This is a genomic window from Bacillus sp. FSL L8-0528 (assembly GCF_038593085.1).
Lineage (GTDB): Bacteria > Bacillota > Bacilli > Bacillales > Bacillaceae > Bacillus > Bacillus paralicheniformis.
Genome location: NZ_CP151961.1, coordinates 1,211,675 through 1,228,028, shown reverse-complemented (window position 1 = coordinate 1,228,028; position 16,354 = coordinate 1,211,675). Strand labels below are relative to the sequence as shown.

11 protein-coding genes are annotated in these 16,354 nt (G+C 50.0%); 4 read left to right on the top strand and 7 right to left on the bottom strand.

Annotation, left to right across the window (positions count from 1 at the left end; all coding sequences use genetic code 11):
- Positions 1-68 precede the first annotated feature (68 nt).
- Both MHI30_RS06125 and metH read left to right on the top strand, forming a co-directional pair.
- A complete protein-coding gene (locus MHI30_RS06125; protein ID WP_075754950.1) occupies positions 69-1,898 on the top strand; it encodes a bifunctional homocysteine S-methyltransferase/methylenetetrahydrofolate reductase in 1,830 nt (609 codons plus the stop codon).
- On the top strand, positions 1,891-5,307 hold the full coding sequence (gene metH, locus MHI30_RS06120) for a methionine synthase (protein WP_145699674.1): 3,417 nt from the start codon (positions 1,891-1,893) through the stop codon (positions 5,305-5,307). Before MHI30_RS06125 ends, metH begins: the two co-directional genes overlap by 8 nt.
- Positions 5,308-5,379: 72 nt before the next feature.
- Here metH and MHI30_RS06115 read toward each other — a convergent pair whose 3' ends face one another.
- Complete coding sequence (locus tag MHI30_RS06115) at positions 5,380-6,342, bottom strand: YafY family protein (protein ID WP_075754948.1); 963 nt, start codon at positions 6,340-6,342, stop codon at positions 5,380-5,382.
- Between the two features lie 111 nt (positions 6,343-6,453).
- Here MHI30_RS06115 and MHI30_RS06110 point away from each other — a divergent pair, with 111 nt between their 5' ends.
- Positions 6,454-7,287, top strand: a complete 834-nt coding sequence (locus MHI30_RS06110; protein WP_075754946.1) for a dehydrogenase/reductase SDR family member 1 — start codon at positions 6,454-6,456, stop codon at positions 7,285-7,287.
- Between the two features lie 159 nt (positions 7,288-7,446).
- Positions 7,447-7,887, top strand: a complete 441-nt coding sequence (locus tag MHI30_RS06105) for a GNAT family N-acetyltransferase (protein WP_075754944.1) — start codon at positions 7,447-7,449, stop codon at positions 7,885-7,887.
- Positions 7,888-7,928: 41 nt separating this feature from the next.
- Here MHI30_RS06105 and MHI30_RS06100 read toward each other — a convergent pair whose 3' ends face one another.
- Genes MHI30_RS06100 through MHI30_RS06075 form a run of 6 tightly spaced genes read right to left on the bottom strand, consistent with a single transcriptional unit; the run spans position 7,929 to position 16,230 of the window.
- Positions 7,929-9,743 carry an IucA/IucC family siderophore biosynthesis protein gene (locus MHI30_RS06100; protein WP_075754942.1) on the bottom strand — a complete coding sequence of 605 codons (1,815 nt, stop codon included), beginning with the start codon at positions 9,741-9,743 and terminating at the stop codon, positions 7,929-7,931.
- Positions 9,744-9,759: 16 nt separating this feature from the next.
- Positions 9,760-11,103, bottom strand: a complete 1,344-nt coding sequence (locus tag MHI30_RS06095; RefSeq protein ID WP_075754940.1) for a lysine N(6)-hydroxylase/L-ornithine N(5)-oxygenase family protein — start codon at positions 11,101-11,103, stop codon at positions 9,760-9,762.
- The gene (locus tag MHI30_RS06090; protein WP_075754938.1) at positions 11,078-11,632 is read right to left on the bottom strand and encodes a GNAT family N-acetyltransferase; all 555 of its coding nucleotides are present in this window, start codon (positions 11,630-11,632) and stop codon (positions 11,078-11,080) included. Before MHI30_RS06090 ends, MHI30_RS06095 begins: the two co-directional genes overlap by 26 nt.
- Complete coding sequence (locus MHI30_RS06085) at positions 11,629-13,392, bottom strand: IucA/IucC family protein (protein WP_075754936.1); 1,764 nt, start codon at positions 13,390-13,392, stop codon at positions 11,629-11,631. Before MHI30_RS06085 ends, MHI30_RS06090 begins: the two co-directional genes overlap by 4 nt.
- Complete coding sequence (locus MHI30_RS06080) at positions 13,389-14,900, bottom strand: aspartate aminotransferase family protein (protein ID WP_075754934.1); 1,512 nt, start codon at positions 14,898-14,900, stop codon at positions 13,389-13,391. Before MHI30_RS06080 ends, MHI30_RS06085 begins: the two co-directional genes overlap by 4 nt.
- Positions 14,884-16,230 carry an aspartate aminotransferase family protein gene (locus MHI30_RS06075; RefSeq protein ID WP_075754932.1) on the bottom strand — a complete coding sequence of 449 codons (1,347 nt, stop codon included), beginning with the start codon at positions 16,228-16,230 and terminating at the stop codon, positions 14,884-14,886. Before MHI30_RS06075 ends, MHI30_RS06080 begins: the two co-directional genes overlap by 17 nt.
- Positions 16,231-16,354 lie beyond the last annotated feature (124 nt).

Sequence of the window (16,354 nt, the reverse complement as noted above, 5' to 3'; positions counted from 1 at the left end):
GTCGATGAAAAGTCTTCTGCTTCACAGAAGACTTTTTTGTTTATCAAAAATGCTTAAGGGGGAAAACGATGGGTTTTTTGGAGGATATAAAAAGCAAAACGTTAATTGCGGACGGCGCAATGGGCACACTTCTGTATTCCTACGGGATCGACAGGTGTTTTGAGGAACTGAACATCTCCAAGCCCGAAGAAGTGAGACGCGTCCACGAAGCGTATGTACAGGCCGGCGCCGATATCATTCAAACGAATACGTACGGCGCAAACTTCATCAAGCTGTCCAGATACGGACTCGAAGACGAAACAAAACAAATCAACGAAAAAGCGGTCCGTCTCGCCCGCTCCGCCGCCGGTTCTGCTTATGTTCTCGGTACGCTCGGCGGAATCCGGACGTTCAACAAAAACTCGTATTCTCTCGAGGACATTAAAAGAAGCTTCCGCGAACAGCTCTATCTTCTGTTAAATGAGCAGCCGGATGGACTTCTGCTCGAAACCTATTACGATTTAGAAGAAGCGCGCGAAGTTTTAAAGATTGCCAGAAAGGAAACCGAGCTGCCGGTCATTTTGAATGTCTCAATGCACGAAGAAGGCGTTCTTCAGGACGGGACCCCGCTTGCGAACGGCCTGAAGCAGCTGGCATCCCTCGGCGCAGACGTCGTTGGCATCAACTGCCGCCTCGGCCCTTATCATATGATCAGAGCGCTTGAAGAAGTCCCGCTTTTAGAAGACGCCTATCTTTCCGTCTATCCGAACAGCAGCCTCCCGTCCCTTGTCGAAGGCAGGCTTGTTTATGAGACGGATGATGAATATTTCAGGGAAAGCGCGGAGGAATTCCGCAATCAAGGCGCACGGATCATCGGCGGCTGCTGCGGAACGACGCCGAACCACATCAGGGCGATGGCTGAGGCGGTCAAAGGGCTTCCTCCAGTCACCGAAAAGCGCGTGAAAATTAGAAAGAAAGCGGCGCTTGCCGTTCAAAATGAAAGGACAGAGCCCGTTCTTGACGATCTGGCCAAGCAGAAACGGTCCATTATCGTCGAGCTCGATCCTCCAAAACAATTAAACTTTGATAAATTTTTGCACGCCGCTGAGGAACTTCAATCAGCCGGAATCGATGCACTGACATTGGCGGACAACTCGCTTGCCACACCGAGGATCAGCAATGTCGCCTGCGGCGCGCTCTTAAAACAGCGCCTCGATATGAGGTCGCTGATCCATATCACATGCAGAGACCGCAACCTGATCGGCCTGCAGTCCCATCTAATGGGGCTCGATACACTCGGGCTGTCAGACGTGCTGGCGATTACCGGCGATCCGTCGAAAATCGGCGACTTTCCGGGAGCGACTTCCGTCTATGACCTGACATCGTTCGATTTGATTAGCCTGATCAAACAGTTTAACGAAGGCTTGTCATATTCGGGTAAACCGCTCGGCAAGAAAACAAATTTCTCAGTGGCGGCCGCCTTCAATCCGAATGTCAGACACATTGACAAAGCGGTGAAACGGCTTGAGAAAAAAATCGCCTGCGGCGCAGACTATTTCATTTCCCAGCCTGTCTATTCAGAGGAGCAGCTCATCAAAATCCACGAGGAAACAAAGCATCTTGAAACACCGATCTATATCGGCGTCATGCCGCTGACCAGCAGCCGCAACGCGGAATTCATCCACAACGAAATCCCCGGTATCAAGCTGTCCGATTCAATCCGCGAAAAGATGGCGCTGGCTGGAAATGACAAACAAAAACAGGCCGAGGAAGGGCTCGCGATCGCCCGCTCCCTGCTTGATGCGGCGTGCGACCTGTTCAACGGCATTTATCTGATCACACCGTTTTTGCGGTCTGATTTAACCGTCGAGCTGACGGCATATATCCACCAGAAAGAAAAGGAGAAAACAAATGTCTAACATCAATGACCAGCTGAAGAAAAAAATCCTCGTCCTTGACGGTGCGATGGGAACGATGATCCAGAATGCCGGTTTGTCCGCCGCTGACTTCGGCGGCGAGGCCTATGAAGGGTGCAATGAATTTCTAAGCATCACGGCACCCCATATCATTCAGAGCATCCACGAAGCCTATCTGGCCGCTAAAGCCGATATCATCGAAACCAATACATTCGGAGCCACCCGGCTTGTTCTGGACGAGTACGACCTCGGGCAGCGCGCCTATGAAGTCAACCTCGCTTCAGTCAAACTCGCCAAAGCGGCTGCCGAAAAGTTTTCAACACCTGAATGGCCAAGGTTTGTCGCCGGCGCGATGGGTCCGACGACAAAAACCCTTTCCGTCACCGGCGGCACGACCTTTGACGAGCTGATCGATAACTATGAGGAACAGGCAAGAGCGCTGATCACAGGGGGAGCCGACCTCTTGCTGCTCGAAACGAGCCAGGATATGCTGAACGTTAAAGCGGGCTTTATCGGCATCAGACAAGCCTTTGAAAAAACCGAAAAAACCCTTCCCCTCATGGTATCAGGCACGATCGAACCGATGGGCACGACACTGGCCGGCCAGGATATCGAATCGTTCTATATCTCACTCGAGCATATGAAGCCGGTCAGCGTCGGTTTAAATTGCGCGACGGGCCCGGAATTTATGACAGATCACATCAGAACCCTTTCTTCCCTTGCGAGGACGGCCGTCAGCTGCTATCCGAATGCCGGCCTCCCCGATGAGGAGGGACAATACCATGAATCACCGCAATCGCTGGCGAAAAAAATCAAGGCGTTTGCAGAAGAAGGCTGGCTGAACATTGTCGGCGGCTGCTGCGGAACGACGCCCGCCCATATTGAAGCTTTGGCCGATGAAGTAGCCTCGCTGCCGCCGAGGACGGTCCCTTCGGAAAAAAAGCCGCACACCGTCTCAGGGATCGACGGACTAATTTATGAAGAAACGATGCGTCCCCTTTTTGTCGGGGAGCGGACAAATGTCATCGGATCGAGAAAATTCAAGCGGCTGATCGCCGAACAGAAATTTGAGGAAGCATCCGAAATCGCGAGAGCCCAAGTGAAAAACGGCGCCCATGTCATCGACATCTGCCTTGCAGACCCGGACCGCGATGAAGCGGAAGATATGGAAGGCTTCTTAAAAGAAGCGATGAAAAAAGTAAAAGCCCCGTTTGTCATCGACTCGACGGACAAAACGGTGATCGAAAAGGCGCTGAAATACTCACAGGGAAAAGCGATCATCAATTCGATCAACCTTGAAGACGGCGAAGAACGGTTCGCTGACATCCTTCCGCTCGTCAAACGGTTCGGAGGCGCACTCGTCGTCGGCACGATCGATGAAGAGGGAATGGCGGTCACCGCGGAAAAGAAGCTGGCCGTCGCCGTCAGGTCGCATCAGCTTCTCACCGAAAAGTACGGAATACCGGCCAGCGATATCATCTTCGATCCGCTCGTCTTCCCGGTCGGAACAGGTGATGAACAATACATCGGCTCAGCTAAAGAAACGATTGAAGGCATCCGCCTCATCAAAGAGCGGCTCCCTGAATGTTTAACGATTCTCGGCGTCAGCAATGTCTCATTCGGTCTTCCGCCAGTCGGCCGGGAAATCTTAAATGCTGTATTCTTGTACCACGCAACACAGGCCGGGCTCGATTACGCGATCGTCAATACGGAAAAGCTTGAGCGGTTCGCTTCTATTCCTAAAGAAGAAGTCGAAATGGCTGAAAAACTTCTGTTTCACACTGATGACAAAACGCTCGCATCCTTCACTGACTTCTACCGCGGAAAGAAAAAAGCGGACAAACAGCCGAAAACATCTCTTTCCCTGGAAGAGCGCTTGGCTGAGTACGTCATCGAGGGTACGAAAGAAGGCTTGATTCCCGATCTCGAACAAGCGTTGAAAAAATTCGCCGCCCCGCTCGACGTGATCAACGGTCCGCTCATGGACGGCATGGCGGAGGTCGGACGGCTGTTTAACAACAATGAGCTGATCGTCGCTGAAGTGCTCCAGTCGGCAGAAGTCATGAAAGCTGCCGTTTCCTTTCTCGAACAGTATATGGAAAAGAAAGACGACAGCGGCAAAGGAAAGATCATTTTGGCAACCGTTAAAGGCGATGTCCATGATATCGGCAAAAACTTAGTCGACATCATTTTAAGCAACAACGGCTACAAGGTTGTCGATCTTGGGATTAAAGTGACACCACAGGAATTAATCGAAGCGGTCCGTAAAGAGAATCCCGATATCATCGGTCTGTCCGGCCTGCTCGTCAAATCGGCGCAGCAAATGGTCGTTACAGCGCAAGATCTCGACAAAGCGGATATTTCCATCCCGATTATGGTCGGCGGAGCCGCGCTTTCAAGAAAGTTCACGAACATGAAAATTTCGCCTGAATATAAAGGGCCGGTTTTATACGCGAAGGACGCCATGGACGGCTTATCGCTCGCCAATCAGCTGCGGACGGACCCGTCGCAGTTTCTCGAGAAAAAAGAAGCCGCTGCACCCGCCGCCGTCGCGGAAAAAAAGCAGACGAAAGCCGTGATTGAAATGCTTGAAAAACGGGCGCACGTTCCGCAGGCGCCGGTCTTTCAGCCGGAAGACTTGAAGCGGCACTATTTGAAAAACATCGATCTTTCTTATATCGTGCCGTATGTCAATGAACAAATGCTGCTCGGCCATCACCTCGGCTTGAAAGGAAAAGTGAAAAAACTCCTGGCTGAACAGCATCCGAAAGCACTGGAGCTGAAAGAGCTGATTGACGAGTTGCTGAGAGACGGGAAAGAGCACGGCTGGTTCGATCCCGCGGTCGTCTATCAGTTTTTCCCTGCGTACAGCGACGGGGATTCGCTCCATATTTTAGACCCCGGGAACAAAGACAGCATCCTTGAAACGTTTGTTTTTCCTAGGCAGGGAAAGCTTCCGTACCGCTGTATTTCCGATTATGTCCGACCGAAAGGAGAGCTTGATTATGTCTCGTTCTTTGCCGTGACAGCGGGCAGACATGTAAGAGCAGCCGCCAACCGCTTTAAGGAAGAAGGCGACTACTTGAAAAGCCATGCGGTACAAGCGCTCGCTCTTGAGCTGGTCGAAGGACTCGCCGAACGGACGCACCAGGTTATCCGCGACCGCTGGGGCTTCCCTGATGCACCAGACTTCACGATGGAACAGCGTTTTCAGGCGAAATACCAAGGACAGCGCTATTCCTTCGGATACCCGGCCTGTCCGAATCTCGAAGATCAGGAAAAACTCTTCAGACTCATCCAGCCCGAAGGAATCGGCGTTCATTTAACAGACGGCTTTATGATGGAGCCCGAAGCTTCCGTATCAGCGATCGTTGTCTCCCATCCGGAAGCGAGATATTTCAATGTTCATTAACCCGAAGACCCTGCCTGCCGTTTGCGGCCTGCAGGGTCTTCTTGTATGTTCGTAACATATGCCGCGAATATTTCAGGATTTATAATGAGCAACAATGGATTCAGCCATGTTGAGTATCTTCCCGTGCAGTTCTTTAGGTTCAATGATCCTTATATGCTCTGCGAATCCGAGTATATACCTTTTCGCTTCTTCTTCCGTATCAAAAGATAATGTAACGGGTATCCATCCCTCCTGATCGACCTCATTTGTTTCGATGATCCGCACAAAATAATTGGTAAACGACAGCCTCGGCAAGATGGCCTGCGCCGCCTTCACCCGCACTTCATACGTCGGCAGCCTTTCGATAAATTCCTTTGTTGAAGACTGCCATACGTGAGCAATATCAAAGTTTTCGGGCCTTTCAAATGTTTCGCGAACAGGAATGGCAGATTGAATGCGTGAAGCCCTGTAATTTCGAATCTCCCCATTTTCTTTAGATGCAATCAGATACCAGTTTGACCCTTTAGCTACCAGTCCAAGCGGTGCTACAATTCGATCAGCCGTTTGTCCATCCGCCCGCTGATAAACGATTTTTAATTTTTGATCTTTCCATATGGCGTCTTTCAGCACTTCAAAGGATGCTGCTTTTTCTTTCTTATGGCGCCATGCACGGGTATCAATATATATTCGGTTCCATACGTCTTTCGCGTTTTGACGATATACCGAAGGCAGCGAGGCTATCAGTTTATTTCGGGCTTCTTCGGATATGCGGGTTAATCCGAGATCGTCCAGCAATTGTTCAGAAAGCGGGACAAATAATGCGCGTATTTCCGATTCTTTTAAACCGGTTAAAGTGGTTTGGTAATCATCAAGCAATGACCAGCCTCCGTTTATCCCGCGTTCAGCCACAACGGGAATCCCCGCTCCGCTTAACGCTTCCATATCCCTGTAAATCGTCCGCTCCGAGACTTCCAGCCTTTCCGCTAATTCTTTCGCCGTCATTTGTCCCTGTGCCTGAAGCATTAAAAGAATAGATATCAGTCGATCTCCTCTCATATGACCACCTTTTTTATCAATGGATGAACTTATTTAATAAAATATGACAATGGTTGTCAAGATTCAGCTTTTATAATGAGCATATCTTTTATGATGAAAGGAATGGGATGAATGAAACCGCTGAAAGGAAAAACCGCTCTCGTAACAGGCGGAAGCAGAGGCGCCGGCCGCGCCATCGCTGTCGAACTTGGAAAAGCCGGTGCAACCGTGTATATTACAGGGCGCAGCATCAGGGGGGCTTCCACGAATCAATGGCCCGGTACAATTGATGACACCGTGTCACAAATTGAAGCTTCCGGCGGAAAGGGTATTGCTGTAAGATGTGATCATACGAACGATTCAGAAACAGAGGCTGTCATCGCTAAAATTCGCGAAGAACAAGGAAAACTGGATATCTTGATCAACAATGTATGGGGTGCGCACGATCTGGGTGTCGAGGCAAAGCCTTTTTGGGAATTGTCATTAAAAAATTGGGATACGATGTTCACCGCAGGGGTGCGTGCCCAGCTGGCGACGAACCACTTCGCCGTGCCGCTCCTTCGCGAAAATAAACAAGCTCTTATCATTCATACGACCTTTTGGGATGAGAACAAATACACCGGACAGTTTTATTACGATTTAGCCAAGAACGCAATCGTCCGCATGGCGTACGGTCTCTCATTGGAATTAAAACGGGACAACATTGCCGTTCTTGCCGTTTCGCCGGGATTTATGAGAACCGAACTTGTGCTGAAGCACCATGAATCAGATGAGGCGCATTGGCAGGAGTCAGAAGATTTAAGGAAAACCGAAACGCCTTATTATGTCGGACGCGGAATCACAGCATTGGCCAAAGATCCGGATGTGATGGAGAAAAGCGGACGTGCGTTAAGAGTTGGTGATTTAGCCAAAGAATATCAGTTTACAGATGTGGATGGACGATATATTCCGCCATTTACGATATAGGGATTAGGGATCGCCTCCCGGGGGAAATGATTCTTTAAAGGCAGATCAGATGAAGGTGTTCATCCTGCTTTGATCGTTTCCGCCAGCGTTATATAATGGAATGACAGTCATGATTTCAACAGCACGCCTCATCTGAACTGCAACTGAAGGAGGAATCATATGATTGAAGTCAAACCAATAAACGCGGAAGATACGTATGAGATCAGGCACCGCATTCTCCGGCCGAATCAGCCGCTGGAAGCATGCATGTATGAAACCGATTTGCTCGGGGGCACGTTTCACCTCGGCGGATATTATCGGGACAGGCTGATCAGCATCGCCTCCTTTCATAAAGCCGAACATTCAGAGCTTGAAGGCCAAAAACAGTATCAGCTGAGAGGGATGGCGACACTTGAAGGGTACCGCGAGCAAAAAGCGGGCAGTACGCTTATCCGCCATGCCGAAGAGCTTCTTCGGAAAAAAGGCGCAGACCTTTTGTGGTGCAACGCCAGGACATCTGTGAGCGGGTACTATAAAAAGCTCGGCTTCAGCGAACAAGGCGGGGTCTACGATATACCGCCGATCGGACCTCATATTTTGATGTATAAGAAATTGACATAAAAAACCCCGCCGGAAGCGGGGCATTCTCGGCCGCATGAGCATTACAGCTTTGCGGCCTCTTTTTTAAATTGCGCAAGCGCGTTTGTCACTTTTCCGAATTCGGAGGCGTGCGGACGGTCATCGCCGTCCTTATAGCCGTAGTCGACCATCCGGTTTCTGTTGAGGCAGAGCTTCGTCAATTCCGGCTTGAATAAGTCGAACAATTCGAAGCGCTCATGCAGTTCAGGGAATCTCTGCTGATAATCCAAAATCGCATCAGCCAAAGCTTTCCACAGGCGCTTTTCAGGAAGCAGACCGTCATTTTCCAAAATGTTGGCCACATAGCGCAAATGGCAAATGAAAAGCCCTGTAAAGATAAACTGCACAAGCCCTTCCGGCGGCTCGCTTCTGAGAACGGCTTTTAAATCTTCTGTCAAACCGCTCAGTTCAGGAAGCGGCTGGTCGCTGATATTGACGTCATCTACAAAATCTTTAATCGCCAGCCTGTGCGGCTGATGATCTTTTAAGACAAGAATCGTATTTTGTCCGTGCGGCGAAAATACGGTTCCGTAGCGGTACATGAAATGCAGAAGCGGCGGCATCACGATGTTAAACAGCTTTCCGATCCACTCCTCCGCTGACAGCCCCGACTTTTCGATCAGGCGCCTGATAAACGGCACGCCGTCTTGATCAATGTATGTTAAAGAAGCGAGCGTAACAGGCTGCTCTCCATCTTCCAAATACGTATAAATGCTTTCTCTGAAAATAGCGCCGAGCATTTCCAAATATTGATACGGGGCTTTTTCAAGAGCATGATAGTATTGGTGATCAACGTTCAGACTGGCATTTTCGCCCGGCAGGATCACCCTGCATTCGTCTTTTAGAAATGTGTCTTTTTTGGCGATCCCTTTAATATGCTCAGTAATTCTCGGCGCGATCACCGTCCGCTCCGCCGGCAGTCCTCTGTATACAAGCGTATTTAAAATGCTCATCGGCAGTTTAATATGATGCTTGTGTTTGTTTGTGATGTTTGTAAAGGTCCTGATCGACTGCTGCGGCAGGTAGTCGTCTCCGCCTTCCCCTAAAGGAATGATCGCTTTTGAAGCAATTTCTTCCGGAAACTGCTGAATGATCGTATTTGTCCACTGCCATTCGTGGACGGGCAGATAATAATAGTCTTCACTGGCTGCGCCCTGCTTTTCTATCACTTTAGCGAACTGCCTTAAAGTCAGCTCATCAAGCTCCTTATGAATCAGCGTTTCATAATCGAGTCCTTCAACCGAGTGGAATGACGCGGTCTCTTTGTGTACAGCGATCCACAGCAGCCGTTCGGCCCTCTGATTTTCCGGTGCAAACCGGAGGTAGTCATCATAGCCAAAACCGATTCTTCCTTTGTTGTAGACGATCCACGGATGGCCTGTCATCTCGCCTTCAATGACGGCATAATCGGCTTCAGTCAGCTCGTCAGCCGTAAGCGCATCCTTTGCCAAAAGGTGAGCATCCGCCAGCATCGTATGGTTGAACTCCTTGATCAAATGCCCCGCTGTTTCCGGACTCATCGGGATATGCGGCTGGATATCGAGGAGAAATTCAATCGCGCTCACTTGTTTTGTCCATTGTCCGCTCTTGAAGACTTCAATCGTCTCCGGCACCGCGTCAAAACTGTCAAACATGCGGGGTTTGGCGGCAAACCGGTACACCTTATCCTCCGCCGTTCTCAGCTCATACCGGTTGATCCCGTCTTCAGTTTCAATGAAATCGGGCTTGATGATATCCTCATACATATATTCAGAAAGCATCTTCGCCAGCAATCGCCGATTGACTTCTGTCCACCTGTCCGGATTGAGGACCCTCTTTAATTCATCTTGAAACAACATGAAAATGCCTCCTTTATTAGCCGTTTGGCACCGCCGTTTTTTCCGCGATTCCTGTTCCGAATGTCTGAAAAACCGTTTTGTGGCTGACGTTGTATATTTCTCTCCCGGCTAGCTGATTGATGATCACCGAGTTCCGGTAAGCGCCGAGTCCCAGGTCAGGCGCTCCGACACCGTGCGTGTGCAGCTCTCCGTTTTGAACGAAAATATGGTTTTTTGATGTTGCAGCTGTCATCAGTCTATAGTCGCGCGTAATGACATAGCGGCCGCCCGCGTCCTTTTCAATCAGGCTGTCAACAGGTGCCAGACACTCCGGCAGCCTCTCTTTATAGCCCGTCGCCAAGACGACCGCATCTGCCTGCCGCTCAAACCGTTCTTCATTCACCCGGTTTGCGCAGTGCAGAATCAGCGTTTCCCCATGCTGTTCGATCTGCTCGACTTCTGTCATGGACTGAAGATCAAAAGCCGCTTCCCGCCCTCCGCAGGTCCGCTCATACAGAAGATGATAAATATCGCTGATCGTCTTCGCGCTGATTCCTTTATAAAGCAGACCCTGCTGTGTTAGCAATTCATCTTTTTTCCACTGCGGAAGCTGATAGAAAAAATCGATATAGTCAGGCGAAAAATATTCGAGCCCGAGGTTCGAATATTCCATCGGGAAGAAGCCTTTTGAGCGGGTGAGCCAGCTGACATGCTCCGCTTCATCTTCACCGACCAGGTCATAAAACACCTCGGCCGCGCTTTGACCGGAGCCGACGACGGCCACCCTTTTCCCTTTAAATCCGCCGGGCTTTCTCATTAAATACTCAGCTGAATGGAACACCGAGCCCCCCAAAGCGTCTGAGAGCGTTTCGGGAACGTGCGGGCCCGTCCCAATGCCAAGCGCAATATGCTTCGCGTAATATACGGCTTCCCCGCCGTTTTCCCGATTCGCGGCCCGCACTTTAAAAAGTGCCTCCGGATTCGATTCAATGAGCGATATGCTTTCAACATTCATCCCGAAGCGGCACGAGTCGAGCTGTTCTGCCACCCAGCGGCAGTAGTGGTTGTATTCCTTTCTCGGAATATGAAAGTCTTCCAGAAAATAAAATGAATACAGACGGTTATGCTGCTGGAGATAGTTTAAAAAGCTGTATTCGCTTGTCACATCGGCCATGCTCACCAAGTCGGCCAAAAACGGCACCTGCAGTGTCGTCCCTTCAATCAGCATGCCGGGATGCCAGTTAAAGCTTTCATTCCGTTCAAAAAACAGCGCATTAATTTCAGACACGGAATCGGCTAATGCGGCAAGACCGAGGTTAAACGGCCCGATGCCGACGCCGATGACATCATATACATCAGTGGGTCTCTTTGTAGAGTTCATTTTTTTTCTCCTTTTCAAAAAAACGTTCTCGTTCGCAAAACATCAATAATCCGGTTTTATCAGGGAGATTCACAGGTTTAATCGGGCGGAACCCGCATTTTTCAAAAACATGAATCATTTTTTTGTTGCGGATATCCGGCTCTGCGATGACCTTTTTTGTCTTAGGCTCGGCAAATTGCATGCAGACCATCGCTTTTAAAAGCGGAAGGGCTAGCCCTTTTCCCAAGTACTCTTTTTCTCCGATCAACAGGTGGATGCCCTGGTCAAAAGGTTCATTGTCATAGTGGTGTTCAATGACGTCCCCCTTGACCCAGTACGACTCCCAGTAGCTCATCGGCACACCGTCGATAGAGCCGATGTACAGCGTTTGGTGGGGGTCTGTGATGGCCTTGTGAAAATGGGCTTCAAATTTTGCAAACGGCATGTTTAAATGCCAAAACGGGATGACATGCTCCTCCTGCATCCAGCGGTAGACGAGCGATACGTCTCTTGCATAGTCCGCTTTTTGAAATGTGATCCGGTCAATCATTGGACGGCCGCCGCCTCCTTTAACAGCGGATTGCCGACAGACGTATAGCGAGACTGGGTTTCAAGCGAGCCCGTCAGCTCATCCATGTCGTAAAATCTCGTCAGCAGATTGGCCTTACACGGAAGCTCCGAAAACCGAAGCAGGCTGTCCGTCAACTCAGTGATGCCGTAAATTTGTTCCGCTTTTTCAAGCCGCTCTCTGATCATGGACAGGAGCGTTTCTTCCCGGATCAGCCCTTCGCAGCCAAAGCCGTTCACCAGCCCAAACAGATGGTTGAAGAAGAAATAATAGCGCAATCTCTCAACAGCCACGCCGTCCGAGCAGATCGTCTCGCTCCTTTCGCTTAAGCCTTCGATCAGCTTGGAAAGAATCCCGGCTTTTGATTCGCTGTAGTAATAGCCTTGGTTATCCCTGTAGTAAAACGTCTCCGGATAGCCGTTTTTTAAGCGGATAACGGCGTTTTGCTGGTGCGCTTCAATCGCCAGCCCGTATGTTTCAAACAGCCATAAAACAGGCTCAAGCGAAATGGATAAATATTTGTCAAACCAATCGATGCTCACTTCTTCCGTCGTCCGCCCTTCTTTTAATGCAAGCCCGCGGATAACAGAGGACAGCCGTGACTCTTTCCCAAAGGCGTGATCTTGACAAAGCCCGGCGACCAGACTGGCAGAACGGTCATCTTCATAAAACGGATTCTCCCTGATCACGACTTCAAAGCCGGACTCCCCGTTCTCCCCCCGAATCGAGATGTAGGCAGGATCTGTGATAACGCGAAAGCCCGGAAACTCCTGTTTTAACCTTTGACCGAGTTCTGTCTGAAGCAGCCGGGCCATTTCAACACCTCTGTCCAATTCTTTCTGCTTGTTCACACGAAGCGAATTCGTGATTTTGATCGGGACCGAGAATTTGTACATATAGCGCGAGTGCTTACTGTAAACCGTGCGGACGGAGGATGTCGCCGTGAACGTCCGGCCCTTTGCACCGAGATATGTAAGGAGGCCTTGATCGATCAATTTTTGAACATACGGCTCCTCCAGCAGGGCTCTCGCCTGGAGCGGGTGTGCGGGAAGAAGCGCAAAATCCGGATCGGCCGTTTGCTCGTCCAGCCACGCGTTATCAATCATCGAATCGTTCTTCAATTCCTCTTGGATGACTAGCGGCGCTTTTGTTCCTGTACTTGAATCGTGCAGAACGAGCGAGGCATGCGCCTTAAAGTAATGAAGCTGAAACTCCCCTTTCAATTCAGGTGAGAAAATGTTTTCCTCTTCAGGTTTCATGCCCTGCCTGCTTTTTGGCGTCGGGTGCATCAGATGGCCGAGCAAGAGCGACTGCTCCGCTTCGATAAACGTAAAATCAGCGCGGCTAAGCTCATTTTGATCACCGGCCCGTTCTTCAACATAACGGCTGATATTGCGGCAGCTCAAAATGACTCTGAGCATGAATTCATCCTCGGCACCCCCGCGGTTTTGCTGAAGAAGCAATTCTTTTGAAGCGAGGGAGACGAGCGTGACATAGTCGAGCGGAAGCGGCTTGTTTTGGGTTGTTTGATAGTAAAGCGGAAATGAGAAAAGGTGCCTTCCCGTCTTCGACCAGTACTTGATCGGAACGATCAGCTCGATTTGCTGGCGTTTTAGCGGGACAATCAGCGTTTTTTGAGAGCCGTCCGCGATCTCACGGGTTTTGATGCCGGTTTCACGCAAATAGCAATTTAAAAAACTTTGAATCGTAGCGTTTTCTGCTATTTCTTTAAATGAACTCATCTTGTTACCCTCCTGCTATTCGTATAAAGACTTGCCAGCTCTTGAATCCTGCCGAGAATGTCGTCAAGATCCGAAAGCGTCGTCCGCGGATTCAGCAGCGTGAATTTTAAATACGTTTTCCCGGCTGCTGCCGTCTTGGCGATCACCGCCTGTCCCGTTCTGAACAATTCTCTGTGGATACATTTATTCAAACGGTCGTTCTCTGCGTCCTCTTCTGAGGCGAGGCAGCGGAAGACGACAGCGTTCAGTTCAGGGTGCGGATTCAGCAGTTCGAACCGATCGCTTGCGGAGATTTTTTCCGCTGCCGCTTCGGCCAATGCGAATGTCCAGTCAATCATCTCGGCGAATGTATCTTCTCCAAGCACACGCAGCGAGACAAACAGCTTTAAAGCGTCAAAACGCCTCGTCGTCTGAATCGATTTATTGACGAGATGAACGATTCCCTCCGCTTCATCCTCTTCAGGATTTAAATAATCGGCATGATAACCAATCAAGCGGAAATGCCTTCTGTCTTTGACAAGAAAAGCGCCGCAGCTGACCGGCTGATAAAACTGCTTGTGGAAGTCGACGCTGATGGAGTCGGCCCTGTCGATCCCGGCCAATTTATAGCGGCGGGTTCTGCTCAAAATCAACGCCCCGCCATACGCGGCATCAACGTGAAGCCAAAGCCCGCCGGCATGCGCGGCATCCGCAAGATCGGAAAGCGGATCAATGCTTCCGAAGTCTGTCGTACCGCATGTGGCAACAATCGCAAATGGATGTAAGCCCGATTTCTCCAGTAGCGCTGTTTTTCGCTTTAAATCGTAAAGGCTCATCCGCTTTTCATCATCTGTATCGACGAGTACGACGGCGCGCTCTCCGAGTCCGAGCTGGGAAGCCGACTTTTTCACGGTAAAATGAGCATCCTTTGAACAGAGGATCCGCAGCCTGTTCGCTTCCGGCGGCAGTCCGTCCTTCTGTACGTTCCAGTTCCACTGCTTTTCACAGAAAGCATCGCGAGCCAACAGAAGCCCCATGTAATTAGACTGTGTGCCTCCGCTCGTAAATGTTCCGTCAGCATCCTTTCCGTACTCGAACTTTCGGCAAAGCCACTGCACCATTTCTTCCTCGATCAATGAAGCCGCTCCGCTTTGATCAAACGAATCCATCGACTGATTCAGCACACTGATCAGCATCTCTGCAGCGAGTGCCGGGATGAGCGGCGGACAGTGCAGGTGTGCGGCGCATTTTGGATCTTCAACATGAATCCGGTGCGGCAAATAGGCTTCTTTCAGATCCTTAAGAACATCCGAAAGCGGTTCCCCAGCTTCCTTAAACGAAAACAAGTTTTTAATTTCGTGCTTTAATTCATTCGGCATCTTCCCGCTGTAGGGCTTCGATTTATTCTTCCAATCGGCCCACAGCGTCTCTATAGCGGCCTCGGCCGCGTCACGGTATGCTTTGATCCCCTGTTCACCGTTGTGCATAAACAGGGAATCAAAGTTTTTCTGTTTACTTGACTGCTTCATAGACGGCCTCTCTGAAGATCGTGATGATATCGTCGATTTGCGCCTCTGTTACGATGAGCGGCGGCAAGAAGCGGATCACGCTTCCGTGGCGGCCTCCCGTTTCAACGATCAGTCCTTTTTCAAAGCATTTTCTTTGAATCACGCTTGCAAGCTCCGCATCAGCCGGATAGCTGCCGTTAGCGTTTCGTTTTTTATGCGGTGCGACAATTTCGGCGCCGATCATCAGCCCCCGTCCCCGGACATCGCCGATTTCAGGAACGTGTTCCTGAATGTCTTGCAATTCCTGCATGAGCTTCGCGCCGACTTTTTCTACATGTGATAGTACATCGTGCTCTTTTATATATTTTAACGTTGCACTTCCGGCCGCCATCGCCATCTGGTTCCCTCTGAATGTACCGATGTGCGCTCCCGGTCCCCACTGATCAAGGTCTTGATCATAGATGACGACAGACAGAGGAAGGCTTCCGCCGATCGCTTTTGAAAGGACGATGACATCCGGTATAATGCCGGCGTGCTCGAACGCAAACATTTTTCCGGTTCTGCCGATGCCGGTCTGCACTTCATCAATGATCAGAGGGATTCCGCGTTCTTTTGTGATTCTTCTCATTTCTTTTATCCATTCAGCCCGAGCCGGAACTGAGCCTCCTTCTCCTTGTACGGCTTCAAAGATCATCCCTGCCGGCTGTAAAACTCCGCTTTCCGGATCATCCAGCATATTTTCGATATATGCGCTCGACAGCTTGTGGCTCGCCTCTCCTCCTCTTCCAAACGGGCAGCGGTATTCATACGGATATGGCAGGAAATGCACATCAGGCATGAGTCCCTGGACATTTTCCTTTGGTGATAAATTACCGCTCAGCGCCATCGTTCCGTGAGTTGCTCCATGATAGGCGCCGTGAAACGACAAGATGGTTCTTCTCCCCGTTGCCGTTTTGACAAGCTTGAGAGCGGCTTCGATCGCATCACCGCCGGTCGGACCGCAAAACTGGATCTTCGCCCGTTTGGCAAACGCCTCAGGAAGGCTTGCAAATACTTCGCTGACAAACTCTTCTTTGATTTCCGAAGTGATATCAAGGGTGTGCAGCGGGCGTTTTTCATCAATCATTTTTTGAATCGCTTCAATCACAACTGGATGATTATGACCAAGCGCAAGCGTCCCCGCTCCTGCCAGGCAGTCATAATATTGCTTTCCATCCGCATCAGTCACCAAGACGCCTTCCGCGGTTTGCATGGCGAGCGGAAATCTTCTCGGATATGAACGCGCATTAGACTCTCTTCTATTTTGCTGCTCCAAAAACACTTGATTTTTAGAACTCGTTTGTACAGGCATAGAAAGCATTCCTCCAATTGATAAAGATTATCATTTTCAATGACAAAAAAAGTGTATATTTTGTGACACCGGCATGTCAATAAGATTCAGAAAAATAGGACGTTTCTCACAATGAGGCAACATG

Bases quoted from the DNA above. Each gene is read 5' to 3' on its own strand.
- MHI30_RS06110 (WP_075754946.1), top strand. From the start codon at position 6,454: ATGAAACCGCTGAAAGGAAAAACCGCTCTCGTAACAGGCGGAAGCAGA.
- MHI30_RS06095 (WP_075754940.1), bottom strand. From the start codon at position 11,103: ATGAACTCTACAAAGAGACCCACTGATGTATATGATGTCATCGGCGTC.
- MHI30_RS06080 (WP_075754934.1), bottom strand. From the start codon at position 14,900: ATGAAGCAGTCAAGTAAACAGAAAAACTTTGATTCCCTGTTTATGCAC.
- MHI30_RS06075 (WP_075754932.1), bottom strand. From the start codon at position 16,230: ATGCCTGTACAAACGAGTTCTAAAAATCAAGTGTTTTTGGAGCAGCAA.
- MHI30_RS06105 (WP_075754944.1), top strand. From the start codon at position 7,447: ATGATTGAAGTCAAACCAATAAACGCGGAAGATACGTATGAGATCAGG.
- MHI30_RS06100 (WP_075754942.1), bottom strand. From the start codon at position 9,743: ATGTTGTTTCAAGATGAATTAAAGAGGGTCCTCAATCCGGACAGGTGG.
- MHI30_RS06125 (WP_075754950.1), top strand. From the start codon at position 69: ATGGGTTTTTTGGAGGATATAAAAAGCAAAACGTTAATTGCGGACGGC.
- metH (WP_145699674.1), top strand. From the start codon at position 1,891: ATGTCTAACATCAATGACCAGCTGAAGAAAAAAATCCTCGTCCTTGAC.
- MHI30_RS06115 (WP_075754948.1), bottom strand. From the start codon at position 6,342: ATGAGAGGAGATCGACTGATATCTATTCTTTTAATGCTTCAGGCACAG.
- MHI30_RS06085 (WP_075754936.1), bottom strand. From the start codon at position 13,392: ATGAGTTCATTTAAAGAAATAGCAGAAAACGCTACGATTCAAAGTTTT.
- MHI30_RS06090 (WP_075754938.1), bottom strand. From the start codon at position 11,632: ATGATTGACCGGATCACATTTCAAAAAGCGGACTATGCAAGAGACGTA.